General features: G+C 62.0%; 18 protein-coding genes. 13 read left to right on the forward strand and 5 right to left on the reverse strand.

Annotated elements, in window-relative coordinates; translation table 11 throughout:
• Window positions 1–313: 313 nt before the first annotated feature.
• The 5 genes from PSET11_RS16280 to PSET11_RS17025 form a co-directional block, all read right to left on the reverse strand.
• The gene (locus PSET11_RS16280; protein WP_124093361.1) at window positions 314–517 is read right to left on the reverse strand and encodes a chromosome partitioning protein ParB; all 204 of its coding nucleotides are present in this window, start codon (window positions 515–517) and stop codon (window positions 314–316) included.
• Window positions 518–530: 13 nt separating this feature from the next.
• Window positions 531–1130 (reverse strand): ParA family protein, encoded by a 600-nt coding sequence (locus PSET11_RS16285; protein WP_124093362.1) that lies wholly within the window; start codon window positions 1128–1130, stop codon window positions 531–533.
• Window positions 1131–1208: 78 nt separating this feature from the next.
• Window positions 1209–2264 (reverse strand): hypothetical protein, encoded by a 1056-nt coding sequence (locus PSET11_RS16290; RefSeq protein ID WP_124093363.1) that lies wholly within the window; start codon window positions 2262–2264, stop codon window positions 1209–1211.
• Between the two features lie 400 nt (window positions 2265–2664).
• Window positions 2665–2913, reverse strand: a complete 249-nt coding sequence (locus PSET11_RS16295) for a hypothetical protein (RefSeq protein WP_124093364.1) — start codon at window positions 2911–2913, stop codon at window positions 2665–2667.
• A gap of 88 nt (window positions 2914–3001) precedes the next feature.
• Window positions 3002–3352 carry an HTH domain-containing protein gene (locus PSET11_RS17025; RefSeq protein ID WP_124093365.1) on the reverse strand — a complete coding sequence of 117 codons (351 nt, stop codon included), beginning with the start codon at window positions 3350–3352 and terminating at the stop codon, window positions 3002–3004.
• A 237-nt stretch (window positions 3353–3589) separates the two neighbouring features.
• Here PSET11_RS17025 and PSET11_RS16305 point away from each other — a divergent pair, with 237 nt between their 5' ends.
• From PSET11_RS16305 to PSET11_RS16365, 13 genes are read left to right on the forward strand one after another with little or no spacing between them, the layout of a single operon-like run.
• Window positions 3590–3994, forward strand: coding sequence for a hypothetical protein (locus tag PSET11_RS16305; protein WP_124093366.1), 405 nt, complete (start codon window positions 3590–3592; stop codon window positions 3992–3994).
• Window positions 3991–5073, forward strand: coding sequence for a M23 family metallopeptidase (locus tag PSET11_RS16310; RefSeq protein WP_238989204.1), 1083 nt, complete (start codon window positions 3991–3993; stop codon window positions 5071–5073). Before PSET11_RS16305 ends, PSET11_RS16310 begins: the two co-directional genes overlap by 4 nt.
• Window positions 5070–5561 (forward strand): hypothetical protein, encoded by a 492-nt coding sequence (locus PSET11_RS16315; protein ID WP_124093367.1) that lies wholly within the window; start codon window positions 5070–5072, stop codon window positions 5559–5561. Before PSET11_RS16310 ends, PSET11_RS16315 begins: the two co-directional genes overlap by 4 nt.
• Before the next feature lie 36 nt (window positions 5562–5597).
• Entirely contained in the window at window positions 5598–6932 is a 1335-nt protein-coding gene (locus tag PSET11_RS16320) for a MinD/ParA family ATP-binding protein (RefSeq protein WP_124093368.1), read from the forward strand.
• A gap of 2 nt (window positions 6933–6934) precedes the next feature.
• Complete coding sequence (locus tag PSET11_RS16325; RefSeq protein WP_124093369.1) at window positions 6935–7453, forward strand: hypothetical protein; 519 nt, start codon at window positions 6935–6937, stop codon at window positions 7451–7453.
• Window positions 7450–7731: a hypothetical protein gene (locus PSET11_RS16330; protein ID WP_124093370.1), complete on the forward strand. Its 282-nt coding sequence runs from the start codon at window positions 7450–7452 to the stop codon at window positions 7729–7731. The genes PSET11_RS16325 and PSET11_RS16330 overlap by 4 nt, the downstream gene beginning before the upstream one ends.
• A 10-nt stretch (window positions 7732–7741) precedes the next feature.
• The gene (locus PSET11_RS16335) at window positions 7742–8440 is read left to right on the forward strand and encodes a DUF8175 domain-containg protein (protein ID WP_124093371.1); all 699 of its coding nucleotides are present in this window, start codon (window positions 7742–7744) and stop codon (window positions 8438–8440) included.
• Window positions 8433–9752 carry a TrbL/VirB6 family protein gene (locus PSET11_RS16340; protein ID WP_124093372.1) on the forward strand — a complete coding sequence of 440 codons (1320 nt, stop codon included), beginning with the start codon at window positions 8433–8435 and terminating at the stop codon, window positions 9750–9752. The genes PSET11_RS16335 and PSET11_RS16340 overlap by 8 nt, the downstream gene beginning before the upstream one ends.
• Window positions 9749–11257, forward strand: a complete 1509-nt coding sequence (locus PSET11_RS16345; protein ID WP_124093373.1) for an SCO6880 family protein — start codon at window positions 9749–9751, stop codon at window positions 11255–11257. The genes PSET11_RS16340 and PSET11_RS16345 overlap by 4 nt, the downstream gene beginning before the upstream one ends.
• Window positions 11254–12741: an ATP-binding protein gene (locus PSET11_RS16350; protein ID WP_124093374.1), complete on the forward strand. Its 1488-nt coding sequence runs from the start codon at window positions 11254–11256 to the stop codon at window positions 12739–12741. Before PSET11_RS16345 ends, PSET11_RS16350 begins: the two co-directional genes overlap by 4 nt.
• Window positions 12741–14573: a type IV secretory system conjugative DNA transfer family protein gene (locus PSET11_RS16355; RefSeq protein WP_124093375.1), complete on the forward strand. Its 1833-nt coding sequence runs from the start codon at window positions 12741–12743 to the stop codon at window positions 14571–14573. Before PSET11_RS16350 ends, PSET11_RS16355 begins: the two co-directional genes overlap by 1 nt.
• Complete coding sequence (locus PSET11_RS16360) at window positions 14570–15430, forward strand: DUF4913 domain-containing protein (protein ID WP_124093376.1); 861 nt, start codon at window positions 14570–14572, stop codon at window positions 15428–15430. Before PSET11_RS16355 ends, PSET11_RS16360 begins: the two co-directional genes overlap by 4 nt.
• A gap of 13 nt (window positions 15431–15443) precedes the next feature.
• Window positions 15444–16640, forward strand: a complete 1197-nt coding sequence (locus PSET11_RS16365; RefSeq protein WP_124093377.1) for a hypothetical protein — start codon at window positions 15444–15446, stop codon at window positions 16638–16640.
• Window positions 16641–16750: the final 110 nt, after the last annotated feature.

The raw sequence follows: 16750 nt of genomic DNA on the forward strand, positions 1-16750 counted from the left end.
TCCCCGCCAGGCTCACCGCCCGGCGTGTCGAGCCGGATACACCGTTATTTACACAGTCCCCTTAGCGTCGGATATTTCACTTTTTCACAAGCCACCCCGTTGACTCCACCTGAGTGCTGCCGGGGGATGCATACCGGCATCCCCAGCATGCCACGGAGCAGCCGATGTGACGTGGCACTGACGCGTCGGACATGGCGACGGGATCGTGCTGCAACTCAAGTGCCGCTGAAACGACAAATTAACGCAGTTGAGTTAAGAGCACAGAGACACGGAAACAAGTGTTTCCGTGTCTCTGTGAAGCCGTGTTTCTTTTTTACAAGGAGTCGATGTAATCGCGCAGTAGCTTGTTCATGGACGTGCCGTTGGTGATGGCGTAGACCTTGAACTTGCGGTGCTGTTCCTCGGTAAGGTCCAGTGTCAGCCGCTTGGGGTATTCCTCGGGAGCTTCCTTAAAGGAACCTGAGACACTGACCGCTGGCTTATCTGCCGGGGGAGCAGCTGGCGCGGGTCGCTTCATCCTGTTGGCTAAGTTAGCTTTCGATGAAGTAGCCACTGTGGACCTCCAATAGATCGGCGGCTACCTGGTCGTAGCCGAAAAGTTCGGTGGGGATGGTTCCGTAAGAATTCTGGATTGCTTCCCGGAGTGGGATTTGAGTTTCGAGGACCGCGATTTCGGATGCCTCAAATGCTTCAACGGCGGCAGCCAGGGCCAGGGTATTTTGCCTGGTCTTGACCAAGAGGACGGCAACAGGTTTTCCGGCTGCTGCGGCCGCGTCGAGTGTTGGCCACACGCGCTTGATATCGAGTTCTGAGGCCTGCGTGGGTACTAGGACGATATCTGCCGCGGCTATTGCTGCATCAATAGTCCGCGGATCGCCTGGGGGAGTGTCGATGACGGCGTGGTCGTAGGCGTTTGCTTCTCGCGTCAGTGTGCGCTGGTTGACTACCTTCACATCAAAGGGCAACAGCCGGCCTCCTTCCTCGGCGTCAATGGCCCAGTCTGAGGCTGAACCCTGGGGGTCAGCGTCTAGGACAGCTGTACGGCCGAACTTCGATAGAGCTATGGCCACATGCATTGAGCTGGTCGTCTTGGTAACGCCGCCCTTGGTGTTCACAATGGCTAGGATCATGTGAACACAGTAACACGTAAACACAGAAACACAGGTAGATGTTTTGCCGTGTTTCTACATACACAGAAACCTAGTGGATTAGTTCCACAGGGCGCGAAGCTTGGCAATACCCTGGGCATGTGCTGGATTGGCGGCCGGGCTGGGCAGGCTGACTGTTTCTGCCTTGGCAGTTGCGGCCCGTGCCCTGGAGACAGGCTCCTTGGCTCTCATCGCTTCACGTTGTGTGCGGCTGTAGATGGGCTGGCCGTTGCAGCGCCAGTGATTGAGTCGCGATTGCAGCAGCGCAGCGACGTTTAGAGCGCCGTCGAACCCGTCACGTTGGTGCGGGCTGCCGTCGGGCTTGTTGTCGATCGCGTGGAGTATGTCCTTGGGGGAGTAATCCGCCCGGAAGAACGGTGCCAGCATCCTGGTGACGTAGCGGGATGGCAGTTTTTTCAGTGGTGGTGAGTGCCATTGAACCGTTCTGGCCCCTTGCAACTCGTTGAAATCGCGGGTTGCCTGGTCTGGGGCGTTTGTCGTTCGGTTAGTGGGCCATTGGAGGTCTGTACGAGCGGCGTCTAACATGGCCGTCACACGTGCTGCCGCCTTAAAATAGCTTTTCAGTGTGGGCGAAGCCCACTCCCTTATGCTCTTGGGGTTTGATTTAGCTGTGCTGGGGATAGGGTTGCCACTTATGTCCACAGCCGCTGAAAAGCTGGACAGGAACGGGTCGAGCTTGCAGCGGAAATCCATGCGCTGGACTTCCCTCTCTCCGTACTGGGCAAGCTCCCTTTCGCTCAGAGGCCGGCAGAGGACGAACACTGCCCGGTCTGCCATTTGGTCCGGGCGGTCGCCGCGTTTGAAGAGGTTTGAGTGACCGTCTGAGATTCGGGGCGTGTAGCGTGCCTGGCGGCCGCCAGCGACTAGGCCAAGGAACCCTTGACGGATCAGCCAACGCTTGACCCTAGCCAACGTTCCGGCGCCTATTCCGGCCTCTCTCCTCAAATAGTCATTGCCTGGTGTGGAGGTGTAGCTGGTGTAGTCGTAGGCCAGGAGGAAAAGTGTTGCTACGGCCAAGACATTGCGGCGGAAGTCCGCCCGGTGCCAGACCAATTTGCGGTGTTGACGAATGTCCTCCAGCCAGTCATCGTCCATCGTGACTGGGGCGCTTCCCTCGGGGACTGCCCTGAGAACGTGCTTTTCGTCCCGCTCTACCAACCGGTTTATCCGTCTGGGAGCATCAGTCTTTTTGGAATGGTTCCCACCGTCCCCGGAGGCCCGTTTACGGGCATCGGCGGCAGCAGTAAACGCCTGGTGTGCGGCCGGTGCGCTGCGGCGATCAGCTGTGGCTAGACTGACGACACTCGGACGGGTCGCCGTTGACGCACAGGTGCGTTGCTGTACGATGAAGTCATTCCTTTTCGTGTATGCGATGGAGGCAAAACAAAATCCACCCACTGGGTGGGTGTTGATATAAGTTCAGATCTTCGTCCGCCAAGATTTCGGATCTGAACGACATACTTTGAGAAGGCCCGCCTAGTGCGGGCCTTCTGCTTTAACTGGCCTGTGCGATAGGCAGCGTCTCCTGGTTGTGTTCGGCACGCAGTTGGTCGAGGTTGATCGCCTGAATTAGGTCGATGACATGGTTCGAGGCGAAACGACCTTCTCGGATACCGAGAATCTGCGATATCGCCTGAAGTTTTTCCCACTCCGCGTCAGGGAGTTTCACGGCCACGGTGTGCTGATCGCGCACTCGGGTGCCTGCTGGGAAGGGCTTCCGTCCCGTACGAGCCAGTTGAGTCATGGATTTATCCTGACAGGCGAGTTTTGCTTTAAACGGCCAGACACGCCGAAAAACCCGTGATGTCTCATTAAGTGCGACAAGCTGGGGTCTATTGTCCCCGCAGGAAGTCCAGGTATGTCTTTATGGCATCTTCGCGGGCATCCACGTCCAGCTTGTAGATGCGCCACCTGTCCGACTGCCCCTTGCCCTCAGCCTGCTCTGAGGTCACACCACCTTGCGTCTCGATCTCTTTCAAGTATCTCCATACAGTGCGGTAATCCACGTTCAGGTCGCGCCCAATTTCCCCGGATGTTGCCCCTTCGGGGTGTTGGGCGAGGTATCGAAGGATCGATGTTCGGAGCGCGTTGACCCCAAGCATGTTCAAGGACCCCTCCGTGAGGCCAGGAATCGCGAGTGGGACATATTTCGGCACCTCCCTATTGTCTACCAAACTGTGCATTTATGATGATATGCCATATAATGTGATATGACGAGGTGGCCCGCAGCTCAGTTGCCAGCGTGGAGTGAGCTCCTGCACAGGGCGGCCGTGTGACAAGCACTTTTAGTCCAGCCTGTGGAGAATAACGAGCTGGTCCAACGTCAGTTTTGTCAGTCGTTGCTGGTAGTTGTGGGAATGATGTTCTAGGGGGATGGGCAGATAGTGAAGACTTCATTGCCGTTCGGCACGAAGTGGCCGATGAACGGAGCTCTTCGTGATCGGGCCGCGCAGGTAAGCGAGAATTTCCGCTCGTGGGTTGATGGTTTGAACCTCCCGGACGATCAGGTACGGGTGCTCTCTGAGCTTCTGGGCATGATGGACGCACGGGAGTTCGTCGAGGGCAGGGCCGCGTGCGTGACGTATGAGGCCGAGGTCGCCCGGCTTACGGGGCTGGGCGACTCCCTGAACGCAGTGGTGGCAGACCTGACGTCCGCCGGCTTGTTGATGACCCATCCCGCGTCTGAGGTTTTCCCGGACGATCGCCCTGGCGTCGTGTTCCGTGTCCGCCGCCCGGATGTAGTCCTGACCGTGGAGGCTGCCGGGCCATTGTGGATGGCTGACTCCTGGGTGCGGAGGCGTTCCGCCGTTCGGTCTGCATCGTGAAGGGCTCTTCGTCCGGAGCGGCGCTGGCCGTGGGGGCTTTTCTTTTGGCCCCCATTTTGATTGTCGTGCTGTTCCTGGGGGCGGGCGGGGCCAGGGCGGCCGAGTCCTGTGGCGTGACAGGTGGCAGCGTTGCCGTGGGAAGTGTCCCTGCGAAGGTTGGTGCTTTCTCAGGGAAGCAGCTGGAGAATGCGGCCGCGATCATGAAAGCAGCCAAGGATCTGAAGCTGCCGGCGGCCGCCCAAATTCTTGGTGTGCAGGCTGCTGTTGGTGAGTCCACGCTGAACGTCATCGACCACGGCGACCTCGCGGGCCCGGACTCACGTGGACTGTTCCAGCAGCGGGATAACGGCGCCTGGGGCAGCTATTCAGACCGGATGGACCCCTACATCAGCGCCACGAGCTTCTTCAAGGCACTGAGCAGGGTTGCTGGTTGGGAGCAGCTGGAACCCAGTACCGCCATCCACCGTGTTCAGGGCAACGCTGTGGAGGATCACTACGCGCAGTTCCGTGCTCCTGCAGCTGAGGTAGTGAAGTCCCTGGGAGGCGAAGTCACAGCCGGGATTGATGCCAGCGGGGCATGCCCCAGCACAGGGGGATCGGTTGTTGGTGAACTCTCTGGCAAATGGGTCCACCCACTTGCCGGGGCGGTCATGAGCAGCGGCTACGGCCCTCGTCAGGCCCCGGCCGGAACGGTTGGGGGAGTCCTGGCGAACTTCCATTACGGGATTGACTTCGCCACCCCCGGCCATGCGGGAACCATCGTGGCGGTGACCGATATGAAGATCGTCAAGGTCCGTAACCTTGACGGCACGTTCGGTACGGGTGTGACCGGCCAAACCACGGACGGGAAACTGACCATCGGTTACTACCACATGGAAGCCGGGTCCGTGAAGGTCAAGGAAGGCGACGTGGTGGCCGCCGGGACCCCGCTGGGCACCGAGGGTGCAACCGGCAACGTGACAGGCCGTCACCTGCACATGGAGTTCTTCCCTGGAGCGCTGCCCAACCCCATGGTCCCGATCAACCAGACCACTGACCCGGCACGGATCCTCAACGCACAGGAAGTGAACTTCTCATGAGCACCACGAATTTCGGCCTGGTCCTGGCCGTCGCGGCCGTCGCCTTTACCGGGTGCGCGGCCCCGGTATCGAACACCACGCATCAGCCTGCCGAGACGAGCAGCGCTGCAACCGAGCTCCACGAACACGACGAGGACCACGGCGTCCCCACGGTGACCTGGGACGCGTCAACGGATGCGGAGGTCAAGGCTCTTGCCGGTGACCTGATGGGTAAATTTGCCCGCCCGGACGTGACATCACGGGCGTGGTTCGATGCGCTCCAGCCGCACATGAGCGCCGATTATCAGGAGTCGGCGCAGTACATCGACCCTGGCCGCATCCCGGTCACAAAGATTCTCTCTGGCCCGGTCCTAGTCAGGGAGAAGGGGAACCCGATGTCGGTGATGGCGGAGTTCTCAACGAACAACGGCCCGTGGGTGCTCTCTCTCCACCGGTCAGGGCAGGAGGAACCGTGGCTGATTACCCATATCGCTCCCAAAGATTCTTGAGCAGCATCACCACTCCGAAAAGAAAGAGGTAGGCCCATGGCAATCGAAAAATCGCTGATCCAGCCGGAACCGGTGATAAGCGCCATCATCAACGGTGACAACACCGGAGTCCTGAAGATCAACGGGGAAGAACACCCCTACGAAGCCCCGGAAGTGAACGACCTGCGCCAGGCTCTAATGAAGCGCGTCATCGGAGAAGCAGCCACCCTCGGCCGCCCCGTCCGCGTGACCTCGATGGACGATACCGGAGTTTCCTACCTGGTGGTCTCACCGGCAGGTGAAGTAGAGGAAGAACAGCCCGCAACGGTCCCGGAGAATGCCAGCGCGATCATTGAGCGCATCCCGTCCATCCCGGCCGCTACAACCACCGTGGCAGGGGGTAAGGCCACTACGACGGTCGTCCGGGAACCAGCCCCGGCAGCTGCACCAGCAGCGGCCGAGACGGTTACCCGCCGGTCTATCAGGGAAGCGGGAAGCTTCCTTGCTGCACCAAGTGCCGTTGAGCCGGCCACGCAGGGCTTCCGGGGACTGCTGAACAGTCTGGGCCTGTCCCTCGCGCCGTCAGAGGATGAACTGAGCGAACGCGAGGATATCCGGCTGGCATCCAAGCACTTCGCAGGCACCCGCACCATTGCCGTGGTGAACCAGAAGGGCGGATCGAACAAGACACCCACCGTGGCTGGCTTGGCTGCCGTTTTCGGACGCAACGGCGGCAGCGTGGTGGGGTGGGACAACAACCCCACGACAGGGACGTTGGGGTGGCGTACAGAGAAGGGTGACCATGCCAGGAGCGCACTGGACGTGATCGCCGCCGCTGATGCCCTGCTCTCGCCCACAGCCCAGTCGGCGGACATCAACGCATTCGTTCACCACCAGAGCACCGACAAGTACGACGTGTTGCGCTCTGACGCGGATGTGGACGGGACGCATGAAGTAACCGCTGAAGAGGTTGACGTCCTGCATCGGGTCGTTTCCAAGTACTACCGGCTGATTCTCATGGATTCGGGCAACAACCACCGAAGCGCCGAGTGGAACCGCATGATCGATCACGCGGACCAGCTGGTGGTTCCCACCACCAACGAAGAGGACCGGGTAGAGGCCGCCCTTCTGACATTGCAGGGCCTGGACCTAAAGGCCGAGCGCTCTGCCGGACTTGCTTCCAATGCCGTCGTGATCGTCTCAGAACGGCAGAGAGGTGAAGCCCGGCTTTCGCAGGAGACGGCAGAGAAGTTCCGGCCCTATGTCCGGGACGTGGTTGTGGTGCCTTTTGATGAGGCGTTGAAGTCCGGTCAGATCCGTTTCGGTGCGCTTCAGCCAGCAACGCGCAGGGCGTGGTTGCGGGCGGCGGCTGCGGTGGCTCGTGGGCTATGAACGTGACCGAAAAGACCGAGAACGTCAGCCCCTGGGTGACGGCAGCACAGAGCATCGCGCCGGAAGTCCGGGCCGCTGCACCTGAACAGGACCATGCCTCGGTAGCTGAAGAGCAGCCGGTGGGTTTCGTGGCCGCGCACGGCGGGGCAGGAGTCACGGTCTGGGCCGCGATCCTGGACGGTGCCGACCATGGCCAGCAACTTCCCACGGACGGGACACCGGTCGTGCTTGTTGCCCGCGCCAGCCTGCACGGCATTGACGCGGCCAAGGCCGCCATTGCTGCCCACGGACGGGCGGCGTTCAGCGCGGTCTTGATCGTCCCGGCCGTACCGGGACGCACTCCGCGACTGATCCAGAACGAGCTCAAAGTTCTGGCCGGTGCCGTTCCCTTGGTACCCGCCCCGTGGGTGCCGGGCCTGCTGATCAAGCGCTCTGCACTGGCCGATTTCACGGATGTACCGGCAAAGGACCTGGCAAAGGTCCGCGCCGCACTTTCAATCACTAAAGGAGAAATGAAATGACTGTATTCACCAAACTCACCGACGTAGCAACCATGGTTGTCGCCGAAGCCAAGCCGCTCCCCGGCCCGGTACAGGACGGCTTGGACACCGTTCTGATGTGGGCCAAGATCATCGGCGGTTCCCTCGCCGTGCTGGGCCTGATGATCCTTTTCATCGGCCTGTTCTTCGCTCACCAGCGCGGCCGCGGTGAAGAGTTTATGGGCAAGGCCGGCTGGTGGCTCACAGGCGCCATTGGCCTGGGTACCGCCGGCCTCCTCGGCGCACTGTTCGTCGGATAAGGAGGCACTTATGAGCAAGGTACAGAACCCCCAAACGTTGAGGGGAAAGGTCGCGCTGTGGGCGTCGGTCGCGTTGGTCTTCCTTGTCGCCATTCTGTTGTTCCTGATCCTGGTCAAACCAGCCGGAACAACACCGCCCAACCCGATAGCGGGAGAAACCACCAAAGCAACAGGTGGTTGCGACGTACCCGAGGGGGACACGTCCTCCAAGCCGGCCATGCCCAAAGACCTCCGCTGGGAAGCCGAAAAAGGCTGGACGTGGCCAGTCTCAGACACCTACGGCCCCACCAAGACTAAGGACGGCTACGGCGTCTGCTTTGCCCGCTCACCGCTGGGAGCAGCACTCACCGCTGTATCGATGAATGCCGCCGGGAACCTCATCAACGCACGCAAAGCGGGTGAGGTTTACGCGATCGATTCCCCTGGGAAGAAGATTCTGCTGGACAAGACCCCGGATAAGGCCGCAGGAACCACTCCTGCAACCTTCGCCGGATTCATCGTGGACAGCTTCACCGGCGACGAAGCGTCAATAACGCTCGTCGTGGCCACCGCTGCGACCAGTTCAGGCTATGCCGGTCTTCCACTCACCTTCCGCTGGGTTGATGGGGACTGGAAGCTCAAAGTTCTTGACGACGGCTCGACCTTTGTCGGACAGCCGCCCGTTCCGGTCAAGGGCGGATTTGTGGAGTGGAGTGGTTCAAATGGCTGATTGCAATCCTTTGACGGATGGTGTGGCCTGCGTTGCAGGCAAAGTGGTTGGCAGCGTGGGGAACGTGGCCTCAGGCGCGGTGAACTCTGCCGTTGATTCGGGGGCTAACAGCCTGGGTGAAGCCATGATGGGCGCCTGGGATTCGATCATGAAGGGTTTCCTGACTTCCTGGCTGGATGCCGGGATGTTGGTCAGCCTGGACGGTGCTTCCATGCAGTGGCTGTCTGACCAGTTGCAGGTCATCAGCATCTTCCTGACGACGGTGGGCATCATGGTCGCCTGTGTGTGGACGATGGTCCACGCCCGTGGGGATCAGGCAGTGAAGGCCTCCAAGGCTCTGTTCATGGTGTTCATGGTGACCACGGCCGGGACGGCGCTGATGCAGGTCGCCATCCCTGCCGGGGACGCCTTCGCGAAGTACATCCTCGACGAGGCCGGCGTGACGGTTAACGGGTACGACCAGCTCGGCCCGGCCGCCGGGGCGGTTAGCCAGATCGGTCCTGGGTTGGCGATTGTGGCCGGAATTTTCGGGGTGATTGCCACTTTGTTGCAGTGGATCATCATGATTGTCCGCGCCACGGTATTGCCGCTGCTGATCGCTGTGTGGCCGGTTGCCGCTGCGGCGGCCATGATCCGTGGTGCTGAGGGAGGCTTCTCGACGGTCACTAAGTGGCTGATTGCTTTCTTGATCTACAAGCCTGTTGCGGCGATCATTTACGCGTTCGCGTGGAAGTTGAAGTCGGGTGATGACGGGATTGGAGGCGTCATCAATGGCATGTTGCTGCTGGTGTTGGCGGTTGCTGCCCTTCCGGCGCTGATGAAGCTCCTTAGCCCTGCGACGGCTGCGATGGGCTCAGCTGCCGGCGGGACGATGGCGATGGCTGCTGGCGCTGCTGTCGTCGGTGCCGCCGTGGCCGGGGGCGCGGCTGTGATGACCGGGGGCGGCTCTGCCGCCGCTGGCGCTTCCGCTGCGGGAACTGCGGGCCGGGTCAGTTCACCTTCTGCCGGCAATTCGACGGCGCAGGGTGCGTCGCCAGACGTTTCCACGTCCGCCGGCTCAGGTGGTGGTTCCTCCTCTCGACCGAGCGGTTCTACCGGCGGTTCGGGTTCGTCCGGGATGCCTGGCGGTGGCGGCACTGCTGGCCCAAGCGGGGGTGGGGCGCCTTCCTCGGGTGGGTTGGTTGCAGGCGGTGGTGCCTCGGGCGGGGCTTCCAGGACCGGGCCGGGGCTTCAGGCGGCTTCTCAGTCTTTGGGCGGCGCTGTCGCTCAGGGGGCTAAAGACTCTGATGGAAAGGGCGTGTTGGGCTCATGAGCGATAACGCTGCACAGGAAAAATTCGGTAACTGGCTCCAGCCAGCTTCACCTGGTCTTTATGGCCTCAGTCTTCCCGCGCTGGTCGTCTCGGCTGCGGGGCTGGTGTTTTCGCTGCTTTTCATGATGAAGGGTCTGTACCTGGTGGCCTTGATCGTGCTGCTGGTCACGGCTTTGATCGTGCTACTGGGCATGGTGAAATTCAGCGGCCGGACCATCATCGGCAAAATCACCGATTCGCTGTCCCTGGCTACCCGGAAGTCATCCGGCTCGGCGTTCTACGTCACCGGGGCACTGTCCACGCTCCCGCCGGAAGACGCGGAGCGCCTGCCCGGTGCCCTGCTGGATGTAGAGACGATTTCAGGTACTGACGGCCTGGGCCGGAAGTACTCGCTGCTGCACCACAAAGCGGTGAACCAGCTGGCAGCCGTATTCGGCTGCTCCCCGGACGGGGCTTCGATGCAGGAACAATCCATGGTCAATGCTCAGGTGTCCAAGTACGGCAGCTGGCTCTCTTCGCTGAGCGTGGAAGAAGGCCTGACCGGAGCCACGGTTGTGGTCGATTCGGCCTCGGAATCCTCAGCCGGAACATGCGCAGCCATCCGTGACGATGTCGCCCCCGGTGGTCCGGCCTTCGCCAAGGAGGTCCTGGACCATGCAGTGGGAACCCTGCCCGCACGGTCGGCCGTGCTGAACGTTTACGCCACGATGGTCTGGGACGCAGCGACGCTCGGCGCTACGGATAAGGACGTGTCCTCTGCCGTTGCTGAGGTCGCGGCCCGCCTTCCGGGCCAGAGCGAAATGCTCCGTGACGCCGGTGCGGGCGCACCGGAACCACTGGTGGAAGAAGAACTCGCGCACGTCGCGCAGCTGGCGTACCAGCCGATGCGCGATCAGGAAATGGCTTTGGATGCACTTCAAGGCCGCTTGGCGGTCAAGGATTGGCAGCATGCCGGGCCGGGGTTCTTTGATGACTCACAGGGCCGGGTGGTGTTCCACGATGGCGTTGCGTCGATGACGCTGATGATGACCGTCCCTCCGGGCGCGCACATCACCTCTCGCAGTTTTGACCGGATTTTCGGGCCGAACGCGAAGTTCCTCCGCAAGCGGGTTGCACTGTTCTACCGTCCCGTGGACCCCGGCAGCGGGGCCAGGATCGTGGACAAGCTGGTGAAAACCGCTGACTGGAAGATCAGCACCCGCAAGGGCCGGCCCACATCCTGGGACCGGGCGGCCAAGGCTGTAGCCGAAAAGACGGAAGAGGAGCTGGCGCAGGGTGCCAGGCTGTCGCTGTTTTCGATGATGGTCACCGTGACGTTCGCCCCGGATCAGAAGTCCTACCGGGACGCACTGAATCAGGTGAAGTCCCTGATGAACCAGCTGATCATGCCCTACCGGTTCGTGGAGCACGCCGGTTCGGCCGCTTTCCACACCACCCTTCCGTTCGGTGTTCTTCCCTGGCGGTACAGCACTACCCCCCTCTGGATCGGAAGTGGCACCAAATGAGTAAACGCGGGAGCGAAGTGAAGCACGTCAAAACGTCCAAGGGCTTTACCGGTTTTGGCGGCGGCCGCTGGGGCAAGCGTCCCGCCCCTCCGCAGTGGTACTCGTCCTCAACCCAGCTATGCGGGATTTACCCGTTTTCGGCCGGCACCTCCCGGCCGAACGTCGGGACACCTTTGGGCCGGGACATGAACGTAGGAACGGCCGTGGCCGGGGATATGAAGTCCTGGTACGACGCGGGCCTGATTTCCTCGGCCTCGATGATGCTCTTTGGCCTGAACGGGAACGGCAAGTCCTCGATCGGGCAACGGTTCATCTACTCCATGGCCGCGCGCGGCATCGTCCCGATGGTCTTTGACCCGCTCAAAAACGAATACCGCGAAGCGATCGAAAAGATGGGCGGCACGGTCTTCAGCGTCGGCCCTCGCGGGAAAGACAGAATCAACCTCCTGCACCTCGGGGCGTTGGGGGAGGCCGCCGCAAGGATCGGCGGGATCCTGGGTGAGGAAATGCGGCAGGAGGCCATCAGCAAGGCCGTGGACATGGTTGCCCTGGTCGTTCAGATCAACCGCGGCCTGCCGCTGGCCGACAGTGAAGATGCGGTACTGGCCCTGCTGGTCCGCTCGGTCATCAACCGGGTCCGCAGGCCTTCCCTTTATGACCTGAAGGCGGCGTTCCTGAACCCTCCGCCGGAAGTCCTCTCGGCTGTGGCCTGCAACGATGCGCAGCAGTTCCTCGCTGAGTACCGGGCATTGCACCTGTCCGTGCTGGCCGTCCTCAACGGTGAAATGGGGCCGCTGATTGGCGGCAGCGAATCCATGAGCATTCCTGTGGGGAATCCCGGCGGGTTCTGCTTCGATACCTCCTCGATCCCGGCCTCAAACACGAAACTCCTCTCGGCCGCGATGCTCGCCACCTGGAACATCGGCTTCTCGGCCATCGACGCGCACTGGGAACTGTCCCGGTATGACCCGGACCTGCACTGGGGAAGTTATCTGGCTGTGCAGGACGAGTTCTGGTACCCGATGCGTGCCTGCGAGGGCATCATCGACCGGGTGGACCGTGTGGGCCGGACAAACCGTGGCCTGGGCGTCAGCGAATTGAAAATCACGCACAGCCCCAAGGACTTCCTGTCCCTGCCCAACGAGAAAGACCGGGCCACGGCCAAGGGCTTCGCCCAGCGCAGCGGCGTCCTGGGACTCATGGCCCTGTCTCTGGATGACCTGCACGAGCTCAGCGCGGTCCAGCCGCTCAACGCCAAGGAAATCGAGACGGTATCCGGTTTCAATGCCCCGCCGGACTGGAAGCCGAAACTGAACGCTGACGGCACCCCTGCCGCCCCTCCCGGTGCAGGAAAGATCCTCTTGAAGGTTCCCGGCCGCGTCGGTATCCCCGTTCAAATGACCCTGACTGACATCGAAAAGAAGCACCACATCACCGACGAACGCAGCAACCGGTTCGTCCCGAGGGAAGAGGTGGCTGCCTGATGGGTGCACCAACACGGGCGCGGTACCTGCGCCGCAAGAACGCTGCAACGACGGTCGGCATGGCCGTGCTGATCGGAGTACTGCTATCCGTGATGGGCGGCCTGAGTGTTGGCGGGTTTTACGCCACCGGGACGTGGGCAAACCCGCCGGTCATCATCCAGGAGCTGGTGAAAGGGCCCCGCGAGTTCTCGGGCCTGTACGTTGCAGGGATCGTCACCGTAGCTGTGGCTCTGGCCGCCCTGATCGTGGGCGGTTGGCTGCTGCTGCGGAAACTCGCCCCCCGCTCCTCGTGGGTGGACGCGGCGGCCCGGCACATGGCAACGGCCAAGGAGGTCAAGTCACTCTCGGCTAAGAGCGCATTGGCTGATAACCGGAAGATGAAATGCCAGGCCGAAGGATGGCCCGGCTTCGAACTGGGCAAGATCATCCCCACCTCCCAGCCGCTGTACGCGAACGCTGAACTTGTCGGGCTGATCTTCGCTGGCCCCCGCGCCGGCAAATCAGCCTCCTACGCCGTGCCGTTCATCCTCGAATCGCCCGGAGCGGTCATCGTGACAGAGAACAAGCGGTTCCTCACTGACGCCACCCGCGACGTCCGGGCCAAAAACGGCGGCAACATCTGGGTCTTTGACCCGCAAAGAATCGTCGGGGAGAAACCCACCTGGTGGTGGAATCCACTCTCGATGGTCCACGACGCGGCCAGCGCCTGGACCCTGGCGGATACCTTCGCCAAGGCGGAAATGGAATCCGTGGGGGAAAAGGGCTTCCAGTTCTTCGAACTCCGCGCCACGCAACTACTGCGCGGCTTCTTCCTCGCGGCCGCCGTGAAAGGCCTGCCCCTGTCCACCGTGCAGGCCTGGATTTCTGACCGCGACGTGCGGGAACCCGAAGCGATCGCCATCCTGAACGAGACCCGCCACGTAGAAGTGCTGAACCAACTGGCGAGCATCTTCTCCCCGGACTCGCTGCCTGAACGCTCCGGTGTGTTCTCCACGGCGCAGATCATGACTGAGTGCCTGACAAATCAGGAGATTTCCCGGTGGGTCAATCCTGCTGAGGGTGATGTGGTGGCTTCCCCCGAGGTTCAGGGCTCCGTGTACGGCGGCCGGCCCCACTTCAACCCGGCAGAGTTCGTCCGGGGCAAAGACACCCTGTATTCCCTCTCCAAGGACTCCGCCGGCGGCGGGCGCGCACTGGTGACTGCCATGGCCGTGGCCGTCCTGGAAGCAGCTGTCGAGTACGCCACAGAATGCCCGGGCGGCCGGCTGCCGGTGCCCTTGGCCGCCATCCTGGATGAAGCCGCCAACGTCTGCCGCTGGTCCAAGCTCCCCAAGGAATACTCCCACTTCGGCTCCCGCGGAATCCTCGTGGCCACCATTCTCCAGTCCTACTCCCAGGGCGAATCCGTCTGGGGTGAAAAGGGCATGGAGGCGCTTTATCAGGCCGCGAACTGGATCCTGTACCTGGGCGGAAACAAGCCGGGGCCGTTCCTGTCCAAGACCTCCGAAGCAGTGGGGGATTATTACTACACGACTCCTGGTTCTCCCGGCTCCAAGAACTCTCCCCGCGGCCCCGAGCAGGAGCACCGGGACAGGATCTTCGACGTGGCCGAACTCGCCGCACTCCCGAAGGGTCGGGGCATCCTCATCACCGGCCAGAACCGTGCCGCCCTGGTCAAATCCACCCCGTGGATGTGGACCAAGCACGAGGAAGCCGTCAAGGCTTCCCTGCACGCCCATGACCCGCAGGCAGAACGCACCATCAGTGACGCTGAAGCCGAAGCCGACGCCGTACGCCGCAATCCCGATATGACTCCGGTAGCGGCAGCGTGAGCGACACCCAGTCAGTCTCGGAGCGGTTCCCGGAGGATGATCTTCCGGGAACCGGCCTGTTCTTCGATGACACAGCCCCCGAACCTGAGCCCTCCGTGACGGCGGCCGCCGATTCCATTCCAGACGAAGCACCCGGCACGGAGGAGCCAGCGGCTCTCAGCGCGTTGAGTACTGGCGGTGCCGACCTGGCCGGGCTGGACGCCGCCGCCGTCGAGAAGCTGCTGACCAAAGTCGCGCTGCGCCGGTACACCAAGCGCATCGAAGAGGCAGTGGACGCCCGCCTCGATGACCTGGACTGGTCAGAAGTGGCCGCCGGCATTAACACCCGCGTGGCCGGTCATGTGGCCGAAGCCGCCGGGGTCAACACTGAAACCGGAGAAATCAGCGATGACCCAGCGGCGGCCGCCGTCCCAGACAATGCAGAAGCGGCGCCCGTCACTGAGGAGACGGAGGGGGCTCCCGAGCCGGCGTTCCGCACCGTGTATGACTTCTACGAAGGCATCTACGGCCCCATGTATGAGCACTTCGATTCTGCCCCCGGCGTCATGGCCCAGCGCGGTACTACCGGGATCAGGTGGTGCCGGCAGTGGTGGAACCACCAATCCGTGATGATGCGCATGACCGCTCTGTGGCAAGGCTACGAGGTCGCTTACGCCGAAGGCGGCGGGGCCGTCAGTACCTGGATGCTCGATCACGCCGATCGGCACTTCGACCGGATCATGGCCGAAGGCGGGCCGCTCTCCGAGTGCCGGTCTGACCATGGCAACCAGATGGTCCGCTACCCCACAGACCCGCTGCCCGAAGGACTGAACCTCGACGCGGCCGCAGTCCCGCCAGCACAACCTGACACCCACTAGCTAAGGAGTACCCATGAACAGGGAAGAACGCCGCCGACAGGAAAAGGCCAATCGCCAGACAGGACGAATCCAGAAGAGCATTCCCCCGGAACGTCTCGGCGCAGAGATCCAGGATTTTATGGCGGGAACCATCTTCGTCCACGGCGCCTCCGGCCTCCGCCCCGACGCTGACGGGCCGGATCTGCCGCCTTTGTACATGGTGGTGCTGGACAAGGCATCACTCTCCCCGGCCCCCGAACTCCTGCGCCTATTCGCGCTGCTCGAATCCGAAGGGACAGTAAAACTGAATGCACAATTGCAAGGCACCGCCCGTTGGGGGGCCATGCCGGGCCACGATGGGCAGATGCTCGCCAAGCTCGAACTTGACCTGGCTAAGCCGGTAAAGACCCGGCCCTCTTTCCTGCTGCTGGCAGACAACTACAAAGACATCTGGGACATCCCGGCCACACAGGGCTATGTGCTGGGCATCACCACCACCGAGAGGTTCGCTGCACTGGGCGATTCCACTTCCTACGCCGACGCACTGGAAGCCTGCATCGTCATGCTCCCGGATCCCAGCAACGCGGCGCAGATGCTCCACGATAACTACACGGCAGGCGGCCAGCCGTTCGCCACGGCCCCGCACCCTACCGTCATCTTCAACGGAGACGAGGCCGACGACATGCGCTATCAGGTGGGCATCGCAACGGGTCGCGACGGTGAATTGTTGTACCCGTTCATGCTTCTGCGGCCCACTGGGATAACGCAGATTCCCATGGGCGAAGGTTCCGTTCCCAAAGCCATCTCCTCGGGCTACGCCGAACGGGGCATGCATTGGTTTACCGCAGATGGCGCATCGATTAAGCGCGCCGAAGGCTGGTCCTGGAAAGAACGTGGCCCCGAGTTCATCATCACCGACGCGGACGGCATCCTCATTGCCTCCTTTGAACCGGAGACAACCGACGAGGAAGGGCAGTGGCTCGAAACAGTTCGCTCCACCGGAGGCCTTGTCCTGAACATCGGGGATGAACTCGTGATGGATGACGGGATATCAACAAGAGAGCAGATGATAGCGGCGCATAAACGCGGCAACGTCGTCACGGGCCTGATCCTGCACGCCAGCGCCCCCGCCGTCTCCGATGTGAATGATCCCGCCCCTGCCCCGCATCCCACCGAGGTATCACCGGAGGCTGACACCCGGCCCTGGTGGAAACGGCTTTTCCGCCCCTAATCCCTCTACTTGGGACTGTGTAAATAACGGTGTATCCGGCTCGACACGCCGGGCGGTGAGCCTGGCGGGGAGGAGCCCGATATGGCCGCAACACTTGAGGCTGTGCCGAG

It is taken from the genome of Arthrobacter ulcerisalmonis (assembly GCF_900609065.1).
GTDB classification, from domain to species: domain Bacteria; phylum Actinomycetota; class Actinomycetes; order Actinomycetales; family Micrococcaceae; genus Arthrobacter; species Arthrobacter ulcerisalmonis.